The following is an 18,677-nucleotide window of genomic DNA, read 5'->3' as shown; positions in this document are numbered from 1 at the left end:
TGTGGGAGCGAGCCTGCTCGCGAAAACGGTGTATCAGTCCAAACTATTCTGAATGGGACAAAGCCTTCGCGAGCAGGCTCGCTCCCACAGGGTATTTCACCGAATGGAAAAGCTTCGATGACCCAACACCACGCCGAGCTACCGATGTATCCAGCCCCCGAGCCCGTCCGCGTGGCCAACGAGCAGTGGCTGGCGCGCATCCTCGAATACCTGGGCCACAGCCGACTCGACGCGACAAAGCTGACGCTGCCCGAACTGTGGCTATCGCCGCATCTGCTGCTCACCCAGACCTGCGGCTATCCGCTGATGACAGCGCTGTGTGGCCGGATCCGCCTCATTGGCCGACCGCGCTATGAATTGCCTGACGCCAGCGCCGGCCAGCATTGCAGCCTGATCCTTGGCCGCGCCGCTGATCCGCGCTACTCGCTGGGCGACTTTCGCCACAGCCGTGGCGTGATCAACAGCGAAGACTCCAACAGCGGCATGAATCTGCTGCGCCAGCGTCTGGCGCCGCTGCAGGAAAACGGCCGGTTTTTCGCCAGTGTCGGCATCAGTGGCGGTCACCGCGAAAGCCTGCGCTGGCTGCGGGAAAACCTTGCCGATCTGGCCGCTATCGACAGCGTAACGTTCACCTACATCGCCCGGCATGCACCGGAAGAAGTCAGCGGTTTGCGTGTAGTTGGGCGCAGTGCGTCGAGTCCGACGCTGCCATTCATTACGGCTGCCGGTGCCAGCGACGAGCAGGTCGAACGGCTGCTGCAAGCGATGAATCGCACCTTGAATGAATTGCCTGATGTGGTGCAGACCTTGGGTTTGCCTGAAATTCTCCCGGCCAGCGAAGACGACTATCAGGTCCTCCTTGACTATCAACGGGAGGCGGCAGATCGCAGTTACCGCTATTTGCGCTAGTCAGTTGAAATTCCCAAATCGAATATAAGCATAAGATTTAAATATTATTAACGCATAAGGCGCCTTGCTACGATCGCGCCACCGGAACACCGGACATTCAGCGACCCTTACCGAGGAGCCACTATGTCCGGCGCCGATCAATCCCATCGCGACACCGTGGAATGTCTGTTCCGCGCGCACTACGGCTGGCTTTGCAATTGCCTGCGTCGACACCTGCTTGACGTGTCCGGCGCTGAGGACATCGCCTGTGAAACCTTCGCCCAATTGCTCGAAGCCCCATCGCTGACTGCCATTCGCGAACCTCGCGCCTTGCTGACGACGATCGCGCAGCGTCTGCTCTACCAACACTGGCGCCGTGCTGATCTGCAGCGTCGCCATCTTCTGCAGTCCGATCTTGATGTCGCAACTTCGCCTGAAGACCTCGCACAGCTTGCGCAAACCCTCGATCGCCTCGACCGCAGCCTGCATCGCCTGCCGGCCAAGGTCCGTTCGACGTTTCTGCTGGCGCGCATCGATGGCCTGACCTACCCGCAAATCGCTGCCGAACTGGGCATCTCGCAACGTTCGGTGAGCGTGTACATGGCTCGTTCCCAGGCGCTGTGCGATCGCCACAGCGCCAATCAATTCCTGGAAGAAAAGAGGTCCGCATGAGATCGATCAAAACCCTGCTCGGCCGCACGCTGCTGGCGCTGAGCCTAAGCGTCGGCGCTGTTTCAGCGGCGGAGAAATCCGCACCCATTCACTTCGGCGACATCACTTGGGAAAGCGGCAGCTTCATCACCGAGGTGCTGCGCCTGATCGTCGAAAAAGGCTATGGCTATCCGACCGACACGTTGCCGGGCAGCACGGTCAGCCTGGAGGCGGCGTTGGCGAAGAACGATATTCAGGTGATCGGCGAAGAGTGGGCCGGGCGCAGTCCGGCGTGGGTCAAGGCTGCCGCCGAGGGCAAGGTATTCGGCCTCGGCGACACGGTCAAAGGTGCCACCGAGGGCTGGTGGGTACCGGAATATGTGATCAAGGGTGACCCGGAACGCGGGATCAAGGCGTTGGCGCCGGAACTGAAATCGGTCGCCGATCTGCCGCGCTACAAGGATGTGTTCCGTGACCCGGAAGACCCGGGCCGTGGGCGTTTTCTCAACAGCCCGACCGGCTGGACTTCGGAAATCGTCAACAGCCAGAAGCTCAAGGCCTATGGCTTGACCGACAGCTTCGTCAACTTCCGCACCGGCTCTGGCGCGGCACTGGATGCCGAGGTGGCGTCGTCGATCAAACGCGGCAAACCGGTGCTGTTCTATTACTGGTCGCCGACGCCGCTGCTCGGGCGCTTCAAACTGGTGAAGCTCGAAGAGCCGCCGTTCGATGCCGAGGCGTGGAAGACCCTGGCCGATGCCAACAACCCGAATCCAAAAGGCACGCGGTCAATGCCGGCAAGCCTGGCGATTGGCGTGTCCGCACCGTTCAAGGCGCAGTATCCGGAGTTGGTCGCGTTCTTTGAAAAAGTCGATCTGCCGATTGATCTGCTCAACCAGACGTTGGCGGGAATGAGTGAAAAACGCTTGCAACCAAGGGCGGTGGCCGAGGCGTTTTTGCGTGATCAGCCGCAGGTGTGGGCGGCTTGGGTGCCGGGGGAGGTGGCGAATAAGGTGAAGGGGAGTTTGTAGTTCTTCTCCGATGTTTCTGTGGTGCATCACATGACGTCTTCGCGAGCAGGCTCGCTCCCACATTGGGATGCGTACCAACTGTGGGAGCGAGCCTGCTCGCGAAAGCGCCTGCCCTGGTCACCAATTTCCCCGCGCTGAACCGTTTCTTGTGCAAAAAATGCCAGATACTGGCCGACTAGTGGCCTTGCGCCCGGCGTCAGGCTGGCTATCCTTGCAGGTAACTAACCATGTCGACCGTCATGCCGACAGGCGACGGCACCGGTTGGTCCGTGATTCATGCTGCCAGAGTGCGCAATTCAAGGCACCGACACTGAACCAACAAGGAGCATCACCTACATGGAAGTTCTTCTACGCGTTAGGGCTGGCCCGCATGCGGGCTATCAAGAAAAGGATGTCTTGATCAGAGCGTCGCTGCACGACCCCTCCGATTGATCATCGTTTATCACCTGACAACTTCCTCCCTTGGAGGAAGGCGTGAGCCTGTTCTGTGGAACGTAGTGATGGATCTTGGAAGACCTGAACTTTCATCAAATCAAAAGAACGCGCGGAAGGTGATACAACCATGTTCAACCTACATCGCAAGGCTGACCTGCGGGAAATCGAGCGCTTCAGCTGTGCGCTGACCGAGGCCAACGCGAAAATCGAAGCGATCAGCCGCTCGATGGCGATGATCGAGTTCACCCCGGAAGGCATCGTCCTCGACGCCAATGAGAACTTCTGCAAGACCATGGGCTACAGCGCCGATGAAGTGCGCGGCAAACACCATCGGATCTTCTGTGAAGAAAGCTTTTATCGCAGCGAAGATTACGCAAAGTTGTGGCGCGACCTGGCCCGCGGTGAACCGCTCAGCGGCACTTTCCTGCGCCTGAACAAGAGCGGCCGCGAGATTTGGCTCGAAGCCAGTTACATGCCGGTGTTCGGTCCCGACAAACAGGTCAGAAGTGTCATCAAGGTTGCGGCGGACATCACCGCGCGCATCAACAAAGAGCACGAAGAGGAAGCCATGCTGGCGGCGATCGGCCGTTCCATGGCGGTGATCGAGTTCACTCCCGAAGGGAATGTCATCAGGGCCAACGATAACTTCCTGCAGACCATGCAGTACTCGCAAAACGAAATTGTCGGCCAGCACCACAGCCTGTTCTGTCACCGCGCCGAAGCCGAATCCGCACAGTACAAAGCGTTCTGGGCTTCGCTCAATCGCGGCGAATATCACTCGCACCGTTTCGAGCGCAAGAACAAATCCGGGCAGATGGTTTATCTGGAGGCTTCGTATAACCCGCTGTTCGACGCCAAGGGCCGCTTGTACAAAGTGGTCAAGTTCGCCAGTGACATCACCAAACAGATGACCACCCTGCAAAACGCTGCGGAATCGGCCCACAGCACCTCGGTACAAAACGACGCCTGCGCGCAGAAAGGCTCACAAGTGGTGCAGCAGACCGTGCAGATCATTCAGGACATTTCCCGCGATCTGAACGAAGCGGCGGTGAGCATCGATGCGGTCAGCAAACAGTCGGACATCATCGGCAGCATCGTTCAGACCATTCGCGGCATTGCCGATCAGACCAACCTGCTGGCGCTCAACGCCGCGATCGAAGCGGCGCGTGCCGGGGAACACGGGCGCGGATTTGCCGTGGTAGCGGACGAGGTGCGTAGCCTCGCGGCGCGCACCAGTCAGGCGACTGTGGAAATCGTCGACGTGGTGCGCAAGAACCATGACCTGTCGCTGAGCGCAGTGTCGAGCATGCAATCGAGTTTGAGTCGCACCGGGCTGGGCGTGGAACTGGCGAACGAGGCGGGCGAGGTGATCCTCGAGATTCAGCAGGGTTCGCGGCATGTAGTGGATGCGATCAGCCAGTTCAATGAAACCCTGCAATTGAACTGACCTGTTTCAACATCACCAATGCCCAATGTGGGAGCGAGCCTGCTCGCGAAAGCGTTATGTCAGCTAATACATGCCTGTCTGACACGGCGCCTTCGCGAGCAGGCTCGCTCCCACAGTGGAGTCCTGTGTTGGCCTTCAGCGATGGGCAATATTCTCCAGGGCCAGATTGCGCGTGCGTGGGCCGAACCAGCCGATGGTCAGCATTACGATCAGCATGCTGCTGGCGATGAATGCCAACACTCCCGGCGTGCCGAAATTGTCCAGAAACATGCCGATCAGCAGACTGCTGAACACCGTCGATAAACGACTGAACGAATAGCAGAATCCGACCGCACGAGCGCGAATGTTGGTCGGGAACAGTTCGCTCTGATAGGAGTGATAACTGAAGCTCAGCCAGGCATTGCAAAAGGTGATCATCACCCCGCAGAAGATCAGCCCGAACGCGCTGGTCTGCAGGGCGAACAGGGTGCCGAAGGTCATCGCGCCGAGGGCCGAGCCGACGATCTGCCATTTGTTTTCGAAGCGGTTGGCGAACTTCACGAACAGCAACGGCCCGAGCGGGTAGGCGAGGGTGATGATGAACGCGTACATCAGACTGTGGGTGACGCTGACACCCTGGCCGGAAAGCAGCGCCGGCAACCAGTTGCCGAAACCAAAGAAACCGATCGCCTGAAAGATGTGGAAAACGATCAGCATCAACGCGCGGCGCCGTTAGGGCGGTTGCCAGATATCGGCGAAGCGGCCCTTGCCTTCGACATCCACCGGCACCGGTTCCGGCGTATCGAGCGCTTTGCCGTGATCCTTGGCGCAGCGCGCTTCGAGGTTATCGAGGATGCGATTGGCTTCATCGAAGCGACCGTGTTGCGCCAGCCAGCGCGGCGATTCCGGCAGACGCTTGCGCAGCCACCAGATAAACAGCGCGAACACCGCGCTGGCCAATACCACCCAGCGCCAGCCAGACACGCCGAACGGCGCTTGCGGCACCAGCCACCACGACATCAAAGCCACCGCCGGCACTGAGAGGAACTGCACGAAAAACGCAAAGGCAAACGCCGAGCTGCGCATGCGCTTGGGCACCAGTTCCGAGAGGTAAGCGTCGATGGTCACCAACTCGATACCGAGGCCGATGCCGACCAGAAAACGCATGCCGATGATGCCCAGCGCCGAGGTCTGAATCCCCATCAGAACGGTCGCCAGCGTGTACCAGATCAGTGCGAAGGTGAAGATCGCCCGGCGACCGAAACGATCGGCCAACGGACTGAGCAGGCTGGCGCCGAGGAACAGGCCGAGGAAAGTCGCCGAAGCAAAAGCCGCCTGATCGGAGAAGCCGAATACGCCCTGGTTGCCGGTGGCGAACAGGCCGTCGCGGATCAGGCCGGGGCTGATATAGGCGGTCTGGAACAGATCGTAGAGTTCGAAAAATCCGCCGATCGACAGCAGCGCCACCAGACGCCAGATCGTGGCGACGGCGGGCAGCCGATCGATGCGGGCGGAAATTTCGGCGGCGCGTACCGGGTCTATGCCGTCCCTGTGCGCGGCAGCGGAAGTGTGAGCAGTCATGAGCTGATCCATTTTTTATTGATGGAAAAGCTTAGCCTGCTATCGGTGTTCGCGGATTGTGAATATGGGCGGGTAACTCGGTTAAGCCGCTACATTCCCGCAATATCTGCTTACGAATTAGTGATTTATGCCGCAGCGGTAGAATCCGGCAGCGCCGAGCTCGGCAGGCCAAAGATCCGATCGAATAGCCAGTTGAACACGAATGTGTAGCACGGGATGAAAATGATCAGCGCCAGATCCAGCAGGAATGCCTGCACCAGACTGATGTTCATCCACCATGCGATCAGCGGAATCAGGAACACGATCAGCGTCAGTTGAAAGCCGACCGCATGGGCGATGCGCCGTTTTACTGTGCGGGTGCGCGAGATCTGGCGACTTTCCCAGCGTTCGAACAACGAGGTGTAGATGAAATTCCAGGTCACGGCGATGCTGGTGATGATCACTGCCAGTGGTCCCGTGCTGCCCGGGGAAGTGCCCGACAACAGGGCCAGACCGAGGGCGGAGAAGGTCATGCCGATCACTTCATAGAGCGACACGTAGACCAGTTTACGTTTCACGCCTTGCATGCAGATTTGCCTCTTTCTTGCCGAATGTTGGCCAGCAGGGCTGGCGAAGGCGGCGAAAGATAGCTTCAATAGACCTGACAGAAAAAGTCGGTAGCTTTCAGTTTTATTGATAGGTGGATCGTTTGAATTTCAACAGCGACAGCATTGAATTGTTTCTCGCGGTCATCGAGCGCGGTTCGTTTTCCGCAGCGGCGCGACAGTTGGGCAAGGTGCCGTCGGCAGTAAGCATGGGCATCGCCAATCTTGAAGCCGAACTCGGTTACCCGTTGTTCGATCGCAGCCATCGCGAGCCGCAACCCACGGCGATGGCCCAATCACTGGTGCCGCACGCGCGACTGATCGCCGAGCAGCTCAAGCAGTTGCAGGTGCACGCGGTGGAGTTGTCGCTGGGGCTGGAAAGCAGGTTGTCGATTGGCGTGGTCGCGGACCTTGATCGACGGCGCTTGCTGGCAGCAATCAAAGTGATTGCCGAGCGACATCCGTTGCTCGACATCGAAGTGCTGACCGCGCCGCAGGATGATGTGCTGGCGATGTTGCACAGCGGCCGGGTCAGCGTGTGCCTGGCCTTCGCCGGGTTGAGCGTAAATGCGCTGGAGCGTTTCCAGTTCGTCGGCAGCGAACGCATGATCGCCACGCTGGCGGCGGACAGTCCGTTGCTGCAGGGGCGCGATGTGTTTCTCGAAGATCTGGTGCAGGTGCGGCAGATCATCGTCGCCAGCCGCGACTTGCCAATCAGCGAGACGCGGCCATTGGTGGCTGAATCCTACTGGCGCACGGACAATCTCGAGACGGCGATGGAAATGGTTGAAGCGGGATTGGGCTGGGGCAATTTCCCGCTATCGGTGGTGCAGCCGTGGCTGGAGGCCGGACGCTTGAAACGGCTGAATTTTCGCAACATCGAAAATGGCCTGGTCCTGCCGGTGCACGCGGTGTGGCTCAAGAGCCAGCCATTGCAGAAGGGCGCACAGGCCTTGGTTGACCTGCTCAGCCATTGAGTTTGGTAGAGATCCCCTGTGGGAGCGAGCCTGCTCGCGAAGGCGTCATGTCAGTCGCGCCTTGCTAACCTGACACACCGCATTCGCGAGCAGGCTCGCTCCCACAGGAATTGTGTTTGACCCCACGATCAGCGGAGGATCAGGTACTCTCGCGAACCTTCAATTCAAACCCCATATCCTCTACCGGCCGCGCTACTTTGTTGCCCGCCATCAACGTCAGCATCTGTTCCGCCGCGCGCCGGCCGATAGCCTCACGCGGGGTGTTGATGCTGCTCAGGCGCGGGACCATGTGCTCGGACATCGGCAGATCGTTGAAACCGAGAATCGCCACTTGCTCGGGAATCTTGATGCCGTTGCGCAAGGCTTCCAACAGTGCACCCTGGGCCAGGTCATCGTTGCCGAAGAAAATCGCATCGACATCCGGATGCGCCGCCAGCAGTTGCAGAAACAACTCGCCACCCAAACCCACCGACGAAGCACGCGGCGTCAGCACTTCCAGATCCGGGTCGTAGCGGCCAGCCTTCTGCAGTGCCTTGCGGAAACCCTCACCACGCAACAACGTACGCTGATCCAGCTGCGCGCCAATGTAGGCCAGGCGCTTGCGCCCGCGAGACAGAAGGTGTTCGGCGGCAGTCTCGCCGGCGCTCAACTGCGAAAAGCCCACGCAATTGACTCCGGCAGCACTGTCCAGCTCCATCATGTACACGCAGGGGATGTTGCTGAGCTCGATCATCCGCCGCGAACTTTCCGTGCGATCAAAACCGGTCAGCAGAAACCCGCGCGGCTGATAGGCCATGTAATTGCGCAGGAGGTTCTCTTCTTCATCGCGCGAGTAGTGGAAGTTGCCGATCAACACTTCGAAGCCCTTGGGCGTCAGCACCCGATGAATGGCTTCCAATGTGTCGATGAACAGCAGGTTGGACAGCGACGGTACCAGCACCACCACCGAATGGCTCTGCGCCGAGGCCAGCGCGCGGGCGGCGGGGTTGACCACATAGTTGAGTTCGAGCGCGGCTTTCTGCACTTTTTCCACCAGTTCGGTGGCCACCGTGCTCACCCCGCGCAAGGCGCGCGAGGCCGTGATCGGGCTGACGCCGGCCAGGCGGGCTACTTCGTTGAGGGTCGGACGGCCGGTGGTGCGGGTATTTTTATCGTTCTTGGGGGAGGTCATCGGGCGGCTTGCCAAACAAAAATCAAGGCACTAAGGTAGCGCTGTCCTGATGCAGCTGCAAATGCGTGAGCGCGGTCCTGCCTGATCTGTGCTCTTTGGCTTCGGGAACAAACCTGCTGCAACCCAAAAAAACGACAAGAAGGCGTCGGCAACTTCTGCCTGTGCACTAGAGTCATAGCTAGCAAAGGTAGCGCTGTCTGCGCGCTGAGGTGTTATATGAGTCATCCCATCACCGCCCTGGTCATCATGGGCGTTGCCGGTTGCGGCAAGACGTGCGTCAGCCAGGCCCTGTGCCATTTGAGCGGCGCCACTGCCATTGAAGGCGATACTTTTCATCCGGCCGCGAACATCGAAAAGATGAGCGCGGGGATCCCCCTGAACGACGAAGACCGTGCCGGCTGGCTCGACAGCCTGTGCGATGAACTGCGTCGCGTCGATGCCGAAGGCCAGCGCCCGGTGCTGACCTGCTCGGCCCTTAAACACAGTTACCGCGAACGTCTGCGCAGTGCCTTGCCGGGCCTGGGCTTCGTGTTTCTTGAATTGACTCCGGAAGTCGCCGCCGAGCGTGTATCGCACCGCCCGGGCCACTTCATGCCGGCGACGTTGATCGAAAGCCAGTTCGCCACCCTCGAATCGCCCAAGGGCGAGCCGCTGACCCTGGCTCTCAATGCCTCCGTTCACAGCGTCGAAGAGCTGGCCCTGCAGGCTCACGTCTGGTGGCAGGCCAACGGCCTGAAACAAGCGGTATGAGTATGTTGAAAAAGACAGCGCTGTCCTCCCGACTTCTGTTCAACCCGCTTTAATAACAACAACAATCCAGGAGACACCCCCCATGTTTGGCATGTCCCACGAGACGTTCCTGCTGCTCGATGCGGTGGTCACGGTAATCGGCCTGATTATCCTGATCACCAAATTCAAGATTCACCCCTTTATTGCCCTGACCATCGCCGCCGCGTTCCTCGGCCTGACTTCCGGCATGCCGATCAACACCATCATCAAGGCGTTCCAGGACGGCTTCGGTGGCGTACTCGGTTTCGTCGGCATCATCCTCGCCCTGGGCACCATGCTCGGCAAGATGATGGCCGAATCCGGCGGCGCCGATCAGATCGCCCAGACCCTGATCCGCGCCTTTGGCAAGGACAAGGTGCAATGGGCAATGATGTTCGCCGCGTTCCTGGTGGGCATTCCGCTGTTCTTCGAAATTGGCTTCGTGCTGCTGATTCCGCTGGTTTTCATCGTAGCGCGCCGCACCGGCGTGTCGATCATCAAGATCGGTATCCCGCTGCTCGCCGGCCTCTCTGCCGTGCACGGTCTGGTGCCACCGCACCCGGGTCCGCTGCTGGCCATCGGCGTGTTCGGCGCTGACATCGGCAAGACCATTCTCTACGGCCTGATCGTCGCGCTGCCGACCGCTATCATTGCCGGTCCGATCTTCGGTACCTTCATCGCCAAGCACATCCCAGGTCACCCGAATCAGGAACTGGTCGATCAACTGGCCCGCGAAAACGATTCGGCCATCCTGCCGAGCTTCAGCATCACCCTGGTCACCGTGCTGCTTCCGGTGTTCCTGATGCTGCTGAAAACCTTCGCTGACGTGGCGCTGCCGGACGGCAACTTCTTCCGCATCTGGATGGACATGATCGGCCACCCGATCTCCGCACTGCTGCTGGCGTTGCTGCTATCGCTGTACACCTTCGGCTACAAGCAGGGCATCGGTTCCAACCAGATGCTGAAATGGCTGGACGCGAGTCTGGCGCCAACCGCCGCGATCATCTTGATCATCGGTGCCGGCGGTGGCTTCAAGCAGATGCTGGTGACCAGCGGCGTAGGTGACGTGATCGGCCACATGGCGGTGAGCGCGCAGATCTCGCCGATCCTGCTGGCGTGGCTGGTGGCGGCGGTGATTCGTATCGCCACCGGTTCGGCGACCGTGGCGACCATCACCGGTGCCGGTATTGTGGTGCCGGTTGTCGGCATGATTCCGGGCGTCAACCGTGAACTGCTGGTACTGGCTACCGGTGCCGGTTCGCTGATCCTGTCCCACGTCAACGACGCCGGTTTCTGGCTGGTCAAGCAGTACTTCAACATGACCGTGGCCGAAACCTTCAAGACCTGGACCGCGATGGAAACCATTCTGTCCATCGTCGCGTTGGGCTTTATCCTGTTGTTGTCGCTGTTCGTTTAAGCGGCCGTTTGCAGGCACAAAAAAACCGCAGTGATGCGGTTTTTTTGTGGGTAAAAAATCTGTGGTCACACGATGTTGTGGCGAGGGAGCTTGCTCCCGCTCGGCTGCGCAGCAGTCGTAAAAACCTCTGCACCCAGTGAACCAGACAGCCCGCGATTGCAGGATTTGGGCCTGCTGCGCAGTCCAGCGGGAGCAAGCTCCCTCGCCACATAAGTGTTGTTCTGCAGGTACTGCGTTAGCCGCCAGTTCTTGCGACTAACTCATCCGCGCGGAACATCCCGCGAATCCCGCGCACGGCCTGGCGGATGCGGTCCTGGTTTTCGATCAGGGCAAAGCGCACGTGGTCGTCGCCATACTCACCAAACCCCACCCCCGGCGACACGCAGACCTTGGCCTCGGCCAGCAGTTTCTTGGCAAATTCCAGCGAGCCGAGATGCGCATACGCCTCCGGAATCTTCGCCCAGACATACATCGACGCTTTCGGATTCTCGACCATCCAGCCCAGTTCATGCAGGCCCTTGACCAGCACGTTACGGCGCTGGCGATACTGCTCGGCGATGTCGCGCACGCATTGCTGATCACCTTCCAGCGCGGCAATCGCCGCCACTTGCAGCGGGGTGAAGGTGCCGTAGTCGTGGTAGCTTTTGATCCGCGCCAGGGCGCTGACCAGTTCCGGATTGCCGACCATGAACCCGATGCGCCAGCCGGCCATGTTGTAGCTCTTGGACAGGGTGAAAAATTCTACCGCGATGTCCTTGGCGCCCGGCACCTGCATGATCGACGGCGCTTTCCAGCCGTCGTAGACGATGTCGGCGTAAGCCAGATCGTGAATCACCAGCACGTCGTACTGCTTGGCGAGGGCAATCACCCGTTCGAAGAAATCCAGCTCCACGCACTGCGCCGTCGGGTTCGACGGGAAGCCGAGGATCATCATTTTCGGCTTGGGGATCGACCCGCGAATCGCGCGCTCCAGCTCATCGAAGAAATCCACCCCCGGCACCAGCGGCACCGAACGCACCTGAGCGCCGGCAATCACCGCGCCGTAGATATGAATCGGATAGCTCGGGTTCGGCACCAATACCGTGTCGCCCTGATCCAGGGTCGCCAGCATCAAATGCGCCAGGCCTTCCTTGGAACCGATGGTGACGATGGCTTCGCTTTCCGGGTCGATATCGACTTCGTAGCGCTGCTTGTACCAGTTGGAAATCGCCCGGCGCAGGCGCGGAATGCCCTTGGACGTCGAGTAACCGTGTGTGTCTTCACGTTGGGCGACCTGCACGAGTTTTTCGACGATGTGCGGCGGCGTGGCGCCGTCGGGGTTGCCCATGCTCAGGTCGATGATGTCTTCACCACGGCGGCGAGCGGCCATCTTCAGCTCGGCGGTGATGTTGAAAACGTAAGGGGGGAGTCGATCTATGCGCGCAAAGCGGCGCGGCGAACCTTGTTCGGCCATTGTTGCCTCGGATAACGTAAGCGCCCGGAACCGTCCGAGCGACGCTGGTCACTGCGGTGACCTGTGGCGGAAGATAAGGGCAGTGATGGCATACTGTCCAGCGCGGTTGTAAACATTTTTTTCAAGGAAAATCGGTCAATGGAATTCACCAGCGGCTTCCTGCTGAGCCTTTCGCTGTGCCTGGATATCGGCGTGGCCAACATCGCGATGATCACCCTGGCCATGCAGCGCGGCTACTTTCAGGGCTTCGCCCTCGGCCTGGGCACCTGCGTCGGCGACCTGATTTATGCGGTGCTGGCACTGGCCGGGATGACCGTTTTGCTGCAATACGAAAGCCTGCGCTGGGTCCTGTGGATTGGCGGCTCGGCGCTGCTGATCTACTTCGCGGCGAAGATGATCTACTCGGCGATTCATCACGAAGCGCTGCTGGCGGAGACGGCCGAGGTGGGGCAGAACTCACATCGCAAGGAATTCTTTCGCGGCATCTTTCTCGCCATGTCGTCGCCAAGCGCGATTCTCTGGTTTGCTGCGGTCGGCGGCACGTTGATCGCGCGATCCGGTGGCGGTGGTCCGTTGAGTTCGGCGCTGTTTTTGGGCGGCTTTCTCTGCGCCGGGCTGCTGTGGTCGGCCGGTTTGTGTTTCGCCGCCAGCCACGGTGGCAAGTTGTTGGGCGACAAGCTTTTGCGCTACTCCTATCTGGCATCGGCAGCGATCTTCTGCTATTTCGCGGTGTACGTGATCGTTTCGGGTTACAACGAGTTTGTCGGTTCAGGCGCCGTCGAGCAGTTGCATGCGCTGTAAACGTGCGAAATGGGTCGGGCTTTCTATACTCCCAGCCGAACCCACTTTACCGTTCTGAGGAGCCGCGTCATGGATGAACAAACACGCGTGGAAATAGCCGAACCTCGCTTCGAACACGGGCCGTTTTTGTTGATTGCCGGTTTTGGCGGGCGATTCACTCAGGAGACCACCGAAGACATCCCCGCGTTGTGGGACAAACTGATCCCGCACTTGGGAAAAATCCCCGCGCAAGTCAACGAAGTGACCTACGGCGTTTGCTGCAACGCGGACGGCGAGGGCGGTTTCGAATACATCGCAGGGGTGCAGATCGACAAGCTCGACGAGCTGCCGGAGCAGTATCGATGGGTTGAAATCCAGCCGCAGAAATATGCGGTGTTCGAGCACAAGGGGTCACTGACGCAACTCCCTGACACCTTCCAGTACATCTGGAACACCTGGCTGCCGCAGTCCGGCCACGAAGCGGCGGACGCACCGGAATTCGAGCGCTACAGCGAGGATTTCAATCCGAAACTCAACACCGGCACCCTGGAAGTCTGGCTGCCGATCAAGGCCTGAGCGGCGTAACAATCGAGGCGCAGCATGTCCGCCCCGGTGGTTGTGCTTTATGCTGGCGGGCCTTGTTTCCACTGATTTCCGAGTTGCCATGAACACCGTGATCCGCAACGTCAGCGCCGCCGACCTCGAGCGCTGCTACGCCATCGAAACCGTCGCCTACGAAGGCGACGAAGCCGCCACCCGCGAGAAGATCGCCACGCGCATTGCCACCTGGCCGGACGGCTTTGTCGTCGCCGAGGTGGACGGTGTAGTCGCCGGTTTCATCAATGCCGGCGCGGCGTTCGACGTGCAGATGTCCGACGAGGCCTTCAAGGAACTGATCGGCCACGACCCGAAAGGCCCGAACGTGGTGATCATGTCAGTGGTAGTACACCCGGATTACCAGGGGCAGGGCCTGGCCAAGCGCCTGCTCGGCGAATTCATCGAGCGCATGCGCGTGATGGATAAAGCGACGATTCATCTGATGTGCAAAGAGCAGCACATCGCCCTGTATGCCGGGTTTGGTTTTGCCTACATCAAACCCTCGGAGTCCGACCATGGCGGCATGGCGTGGCACGAGATGATCCTGACGCTCTGATCCACAACGCCGCTCGAAACTGTAGGAGCTGCCGAAGGCTGCGATCTTTTGATCTTGCTTAAAAAGCTGAGGATCAAAAGATCGCAGCCTTCGGCAGCTCCTACCGGGGATCGTGTCGGGTCAGCGAAGGTTGTTGTCGGCGTTTCTGGAGACTCAGAAAAACAGCCCCATCCGCCGTTCGTAACCGATCCGGCCCTTGTACGCTTCGCCGCTATCGACGTAGCCATGCCTGGCATACAGCGCAATCGCCGCCTCGTTATCAGCGTCCACCGACAATTCCAGTCCTTTGATCTCCGGCCAGGCCTCGCGCGCGACAGCGGGCAGCGCTTGCAGGCAAGCCTTGCCGTAGCCCTTGCCCTGCGCGTGGCGATCGACCTGCAAGGCATGCAACGTGGCGCTGTGTTCGTTGGCCCAGTCGGGCAATACCGGCGGGCGCTTGAGCAGCAAAAATGCCACCGGTACGTCGTCCGCCAGCAGGGCAAAACCTTTCACGCCGGGGCCGGGCTTCGACAGCAGGGTGTGCAAGGCACCGTGGATGTCGCCGGAGAATTTGATTTGCTCGGGGTGAATTTCAATGGCCTCGACTTGCTGACGCTGCAAAGGGCTGAGGCTGTCGTACGGCACGAGTTGGGCTGACACGGGAATTTCCTTTTTCCTACAAAGAGTGAGCCTCGGATTCTAGCGACATTGTCGGCAGCGAAATTTTTTTGTTTGCCCTGTCGATCTGCGCAAAGGGCAAACGACTAAGGGTGTCTTCACAACAAAAACCACGGAGAACACCATGAGCGCACAGACTGATATCCAGACCCTGATCAACAGCTATCGCGAAGCGGTGATGGCCAAGGACGTCGAGAAAGTCATGGCCTTGTATGCCGATGACATCGTCTCGTTCGATGCGATCAAGGCCCTGCAATTCAAAGGCAAAGCGGCGTACCGTGCGCACTGGGTCGAGTGCATGGAAATGTGCCCAGGCCCGCACATCTTCGAGTTCCACGAAATCGCCATCGAAAGCGCCGACAACATCGCCTTCGCTCACTGGGTGGCCAATTGCGGCGGCACCAATGACAAGGGCGAAACCCAGAGTTGCTGGATGCGGGTCACTGCCTGTTATCGGCAGGTTGGCGGGGCGTGGAAGATTGCTCACGAGCACTGGTCAGCACCGTTCGATCCGATGAGCGGCGCGACGCTGTTCGATGTGCAACCCTGATCTTCAGCCATAGTTGATCCGTTCGAATCAGGAGATCGCCATGAAATATCTCTGCCTGGTCTACAGCGATGAACGCCTGCTGCACTCGTTGCCCGACAGTCCCGAGGACGCCGAATGCTGGGCGTACGCCGAGTCGGTGCAGGGCAGCGGGCGGATGATCGCCGCCGAAGCGCTGGAATCGGTGCAGACCGCGACCACCGTGCGCATGCGCAACGGCAAGTTGTCGATCACCGACGGGCCTTTCGCTGAAACCAAGGAGCAATTGGCCGGTTTCTACCTGATCGATGCGAAGGATCTCAACGAAGCGATTCAGGTCGCCGGCAACATTCCCGCAGCCCGGGTCGGCAGCGTTGAAGTGCGTCCGGTGCGGCAGTTGAATGTCTGACGTCAGGGCGCGGGTCGAGCAGGCCTACCGCGAGGATTCGCGGCGGATCCTGGCGACGCTGATTCGCTTGCTGGGTGATTTCGACCTCGCCGAAGAAGCCTTGCACGAGGCGTTCTTCGTCGCGGTCGAACGCTGGCAACGCGACGGCGTCCCGGACAATCCGCGCACCTGGCTGGTCTCTACCGGACGTTTCAAAGCCATCGATGTGCTGCGCCGGCGCGCGCGGTTCAAGGCTTCGCAACCGCTGCTGCTGGCGCAACTCGATGAGCTGGAACAGGCTGACTGGAGTGGTGAAGACGTGGAAGACGATCGCTTGCGGCTGATCTTCACCTGCTGCCACCCGGCGCTGGCGGCGGATGCGCAAGTGCCGCTGACCTTGCGCGAAGTCTGCGACCTCACCACCGAAGAAATCGCCCGTGCTTTTCTCTCGGCACCGGCGGCGATCGCCCAGCGCATCGTCCGTGCCAAAGCGAAGATCCGCGACGCAAAAATCCCTTATCAAGTGCCTACGCTGAACGAATTGCCCGAGCGCCTCGACAGCGTGTTGCGGGTGATTTATCTGGTGTTCAACGAAGGCTATTCGGCTTCGGTCGGTGCAGAGCTGACCCGCGAGGATCTGACGCGCGAAGCGATCCGCCTGGGGCGCTTGTTGATGGAGCTGCTGCCGGAACCGGAAGTCATGGGCCTGCTGGCGCTGATGCTGCTGCACGAATCCCGCCGACCGGCACGCACTTCGCCAAGCGGTGAACTGGTGCTGCTCGACGATCAGGATCGCGCGTTGTGGGATGCCGGTTTAATGGCTGAGGGTTGCGCGCTGGTCGAGCGCGCGCTGAGCACGCGGCGCTTCGGGCCCTATTGCCTGCAAGCGGCAATTGCAGCGGTGCATGCGGAAGCGCCGTCGGCGGCAGAAACCGACTGGCAGCAGATTGTCGGTCTGTACGACGTCTTGCTGCGCGCGCTGCCGTCGCCGGTGATCGAGCTGAACCGGGCGGTGGCGGTGGCCAAGCGTGATGGGGCGTTGGCCGGGTTGTTGTTGATCGAAGGGATTCTGGCGCGGGGCGAGTTGCAGGATTATCACCTGGCGCATTCGGCGCGGGCGGAGTTTTGCCGGCAGTTGGGGCGGGTGGAGGAAGCGCGGGCGGCGTATCAGCGGGCGCTGGAGCTGACGCGGCAGGAGCCGGAGCGGCGGTTTATCGAGGGGCGACTGAAGGAACTGGATTGATCTGGATCTGCGTTGGCGATGCTGGCCCTTTCGCGAGCAGGCTCGCTCCCACAGGTGAACGTATTCCAATTGTGGGAGCGAGCCTGCTCGCGAATGGCAGCACCGCTTATTCGAGCATCTTGCTCAACAACCAGCTTCCCGCCGGCCCCGGCGGATACAACCGTGACCACAAGGCATCGACAAACACCGGTTTCGGCCAGCCGCGCACCTTCAACTCCACCAGCAAATCATGGGCATAACGCTGCACCAGCCACCTAGGCAAAGGTGCCCAGCCAAAGCCTTTTTCAGCCATCTCCAGCAACATCAGATAACTCGGCGCCGACCACACCCGGCCTTTGCCGCGACTGTCATAGGGATTGACGATAGTCGCCAGACGCAGCTCGCGGTGTTGCTCGAGGATCTGCTGATCGACATGCTCAAGCTTCGCCAATGGATGCTCGCGGCTGACGAACAGGGCAATCTCCGTGCGCTCGGCGACGGTCGAGGTCACCAGATCCGGCGGGTAGTTGTCCTGCATTTCCGCGAAGGCCAGATGCGCCCGGCCGCGCTGGACCAGTTCAATCAGGTCATCGCATTCGGCAATCAGACATTCCAGCTCCAGCTCCGGATAGCGCTGCTCGAAACTCACCAGTGCCGCCTCGAAACGATAAGACTGATAGGTATCGGAAATCGCCACGGTCAGTTTCGGTTCCACGCCTTGCGCCAATTGCCGTGCGCTCATTTCCAGACGACTGATGGCAGCCAGAATCGCCTCGGCTTTTTGCAGCATGACGTGGCCGGCGGGGGTGAGGGTCGGCTTGCGGCTGCTGCGGTCGAACAGTTGCAGATCCAGATCGATCTCCAGGCTCGCCACCGCTGCACTGATAGTCGACTGGCTACGCCCCAACTTGCGCGCCGCCGCAGAGAACGAGCCTTGCGTCGCTGCCTGGACAAACGCCAACAGCACTTCCTGCGAAGCCATGAACTATCGCCTTGATCGATGGTTATTGGTTATGAAGTATCGGTATTCAGTTGGATCATGGCAACCATCGTCAAACAAGGAGTCAGGCCATGACTGCCCACAAGTCCATCACCGAACGCGTTTTCCAGGCTGTAGGTTTCGAATTTCTCGCCATCCTGATTTGCACACCGTTGCTGGCGTGGATCATGCAAAAGCCGCTGCTCGACATGGGCGCGGTGACCGTATTGATTGCGATGTTGGCGCTGGCGTGGAACGTGGTGTTCAACCGATTTTTCGACCGTGCTCTGGCGCGGATGGACATAGCGCACAACGCCTGGGTCCGCGTGGTGCACGCCTTGCTGTTCGAAGGCGGACTGATCGTGATGGGCGTGCCGCTGATTGCCTGGTGGCTGTCGGTCAGTCTGTGGCAGGCGTTGTTGCTCGACATCGGCGTGCTGCTGTTTTTCCTGCCATACACCTACATTTACCACTGGGGTTACGACGTACTGCGCGAGCGCTTCATGACCCGCCGCACATGTGAAAGCTAACGCCGAGCCCCCTGTAGGAGCTGCGGAACGCTGCGATCTTTTGACTTTGATTTTAAAGAT

Annotated in this window: 19 protein-coding genes and 2 pseudogenes; 15 read left to right on the top strand and 6 right to left on the bottom strand. The window is 59.9% G+C overall.

What is annotated here, in order from left to right; all coding sequences use genetic code 11:
• The first annotated feature begins 117 nt into the window (after positions 1–117).
• The 5 genes and pseudogenes from GXB78_RS07570 to GXB78_RS28105 all read left to right on the top strand — a co-directional run bounded on the left by GXB78_RS07570 (position 118) and on the right by GXB78_RS28105 (position 4,452).
• Positions 118–909, top strand: a complete 792-nt coding sequence (locus GXB78_RS07570) for a phosphate/phosphite/phosphonate ABC transporter substrate-binding protein (protein WP_329514964.1) — start codon at positions 118–120, stop codon at positions 907–909.
• Between the two features lie 123 nt (positions 910–1,032).
• Positions 1,033–1,560, top strand: coding sequence for a sigma-70 family RNA polymerase sigma factor (locus GXB78_RS07565; protein ID WP_329514963.1), 528 nt, complete (start codon positions 1,033–1,035; stop codon positions 1,558–1,560).
• A complete protein-coding gene (locus tag GXB78_RS07560; RefSeq protein WP_329514962.1) occupies positions 1,557–2,570 on the top strand; it encodes an ABC transporter substrate-binding protein in 1,014 nt (337 codons plus the stop codon). Before GXB78_RS07565 ends, GXB78_RS07560 begins: the two co-directional genes overlap by 4 nt.
• Before the next feature lie 562 nt (positions 2,571–3,132).
• Positions 3,133–3,909 (top strand): annotated as a pseudogene (locus tag GXB78_RS28110) (PAS domain-containing protein); the annotation flags it as partial.
• Between the two features lie 3 nt (positions 3,910–3,912).
• The gene (locus GXB78_RS28105; RefSeq protein ID WP_253505351.1) at positions 3,913–4,452 is read left to right on the top strand and encodes a methyl-accepting chemotaxis protein; all 540 of its coding nucleotides are present in this window, start codon (positions 3,913–3,915) and stop codon (positions 4,450–4,452) included.
• Between the two features lie 135 nt (positions 4,453–4,587).
• On the opposite strand, the pseudogene GXB78_RS07550 reads toward GXB78_RS28105, so the two are convergent.
• A pseudogene (locus GXB78_RS07550) lies at positions 4,588–6,012 on the bottom strand (MFS transporter).
• A 125-nt stretch (positions 6,013–6,137) separates the two neighbouring features.
• On the bottom strand, positions 6,138–6,578 hold the full coding sequence (locus GXB78_RS07545) for a PACE efflux transporter (RefSeq protein ID WP_329514960.1): 441 nt from the start codon (positions 6,576–6,578) through the stop codon (positions 6,138–6,140).
• Positions 6,579–6,700: 122 nt separating this feature from the next.
• Here GXB78_RS07545 and GXB78_RS07540 point away from each other — a divergent pair, with 122 nt between their 5' ends.
• Positions 6,701–7,573, top strand: coding sequence for a LysR family transcriptional regulator (locus GXB78_RS07540; RefSeq protein ID WP_329514959.1), 873 nt, complete (start codon positions 6,701–6,703; stop codon positions 7,571–7,573).
• 139 nt (positions 7,574–7,712) lie between these two features.
• Here the strand turns inward: GXB78_RS07540 and gntR are convergent, their stop codons facing one another.
• Complete coding sequence (gntR, locus tag GXB78_RS07535) at positions 7,713–8,744, bottom strand: HTH-type transcriptional regulator GntR (RefSeq protein ID WP_042607241.1); 1,032 nt, start codon at positions 8,742–8,744, stop codon at positions 7,713–7,715.
• A gap of 216 nt (positions 8,745–8,960) precedes the next feature.
• On the opposite strand from gntR, the gene GXB78_RS07530 reads away from it, so the two are divergent.
• Together GXB78_RS07530 and GXB78_RS07525 are read left to right on the top strand one after the other, a co-directional pair.
• Entirely contained in the window at positions 8,961–9,494 is a 534-nt protein-coding gene (locus GXB78_RS07530; RefSeq protein WP_252873248.1) for a gluconokinase, read from the top strand.
• 82 nt (positions 9,495–9,576) lie between these two features.
• A complete protein-coding gene (locus GXB78_RS07525) occupies positions 9,577–10,929 on the top strand; it encodes a GntP family permease (protein WP_065616750.1) in 1,353 nt (450 codons plus the stop codon).
• A gap of 235 nt (positions 10,930–11,164) precedes the next feature.
• Here the strand turns inward: GXB78_RS07525 and alaC are convergent, their stop codons facing one another.
• Complete coding sequence (gene alaC, locus GXB78_RS07520; RefSeq protein ID WP_329514958.1) at positions 11,165–12,382, bottom strand: alanine transaminase; 1,218 nt, start codon at positions 12,380–12,382, stop codon at positions 11,165–11,167.
• Between the two features lie 138 nt (positions 12,383–12,520).
• Here alaC and GXB78_RS07515 point away from each other — a divergent pair, with 138 nt between their 5' ends.
• From GXB78_RS07515 to GXB78_RS07505, 3 genes are all read left to right on the top strand, one after another.
• The gene (locus GXB78_RS07515; RefSeq protein WP_329514957.1) at positions 12,521–13,183 is read left to right on the top strand and encodes a LysE family translocator; all 663 of its coding nucleotides are present in this window, start codon (positions 12,521–12,523) and stop codon (positions 13,181–13,183) included.
• A gap of 69 nt (positions 13,184–13,252) precedes the next feature.
• A complete protein-coding gene (locus tag GXB78_RS07510; RefSeq protein WP_329514956.1) occupies positions 13,253–13,738 on the top strand; it encodes a GyrI-like domain-containing protein in 486 nt (161 codons plus the stop codon).
• An 88-nt stretch (positions 13,739–13,826) separates the two neighbouring features.
• Positions 13,827–14,315, top strand: coding sequence for a GNAT family N-acetyltransferase (locus GXB78_RS07505; RefSeq protein WP_329514955.1), 489 nt, complete (start codon positions 13,827–13,829; stop codon positions 14,313–14,315).
• A gap of 153 nt (positions 14,316–14,468) precedes the next feature.
• Here GXB78_RS07505 and GXB78_RS07500 read toward each other — a convergent pair whose 3' ends face one another.
• Positions 14,469–14,954, bottom strand: a complete 486-nt coding sequence (locus GXB78_RS07500; protein WP_329514954.1) for a GNAT family N-acetyltransferase — start codon at positions 14,952–14,954, stop codon at positions 14,469–14,471.
• 142 nt (positions 14,955–15,096) lie between these two features.
• On the opposite strand from GXB78_RS07500, the gene GXB78_RS07495 reads away from it, so the two are divergent.
• The 3 genes from GXB78_RS07495 to GXB78_RS07485 are packed head-to-tail and all read left to right on the top strand — an operon-like array spanning position 15,097 to position 17,129.
• Positions 15,097–15,522 carry a YybH family protein gene (locus tag GXB78_RS07495; RefSeq protein WP_329514953.1) on the top strand — a complete coding sequence of 142 codons (426 nt, stop codon included), beginning with the start codon at positions 15,097–15,099 and terminating at the stop codon, positions 15,520–15,522.
• Positions 15,523–15,562: 40 nt separating this feature from the next.
• The gene (locus GXB78_RS07490; RefSeq protein ID WP_329514952.1) at positions 15,563–15,907 is read left to right on the top strand and encodes a YciI family protein; all 345 of its coding nucleotides are present in this window, start codon (positions 15,563–15,565) and stop codon (positions 15,905–15,907) included.
• Positions 15,900–17,129, top strand: a complete 1,230-nt coding sequence (locus GXB78_RS07485; protein WP_329514951.1) for an RNA polymerase sigma factor — start codon at positions 15,900–15,902, stop codon at positions 17,127–17,129. The genes GXB78_RS07490 and GXB78_RS07485 overlap by 8 nt, the downstream gene beginning before the upstream one ends.
• A gap of 106 nt (positions 17,130–17,235) precedes the next feature.
• Here the strand turns inward: GXB78_RS07485 and GXB78_RS07480 are convergent, their stop codons facing one another.
• Positions 17,236–18,090, bottom strand: a complete 855-nt coding sequence (locus GXB78_RS07480; protein ID WP_329514950.1) for a LysR family transcriptional regulator — start codon at positions 18,088–18,090, stop codon at positions 17,236–17,238.
• A gap of 89 nt (positions 18,091–18,179) precedes the next feature.
• Between GXB78_RS07480 and GXB78_RS07475 the strand changes: the two genes are divergently transcribed.
• Positions 18,180–18,617, top strand: coding sequence for a multidrug/biocide efflux PACE transporter (locus GXB78_RS07475; RefSeq protein WP_329514949.1), 438 nt, complete (start codon positions 18,180–18,182; stop codon positions 18,615–18,617).
• Positions 18,618–18,677: the final 60 nt, after the last annotated feature.

This window comes from Pseudomonas moraviensis subsp. stanleyae (assembly GCF_036283065.1).
GTDB classification, from domain to species: Bacteria; Pseudomonadota; Gammaproteobacteria; order Pseudomonadales; family Pseudomonadaceae; genus Aquipseudomonas; species Aquipseudomonas stanleyae.
Note: the sequence above shows the minus strand (reverse complement) of the source record. Positions and strands in the feature narration are given on the sequence as shown.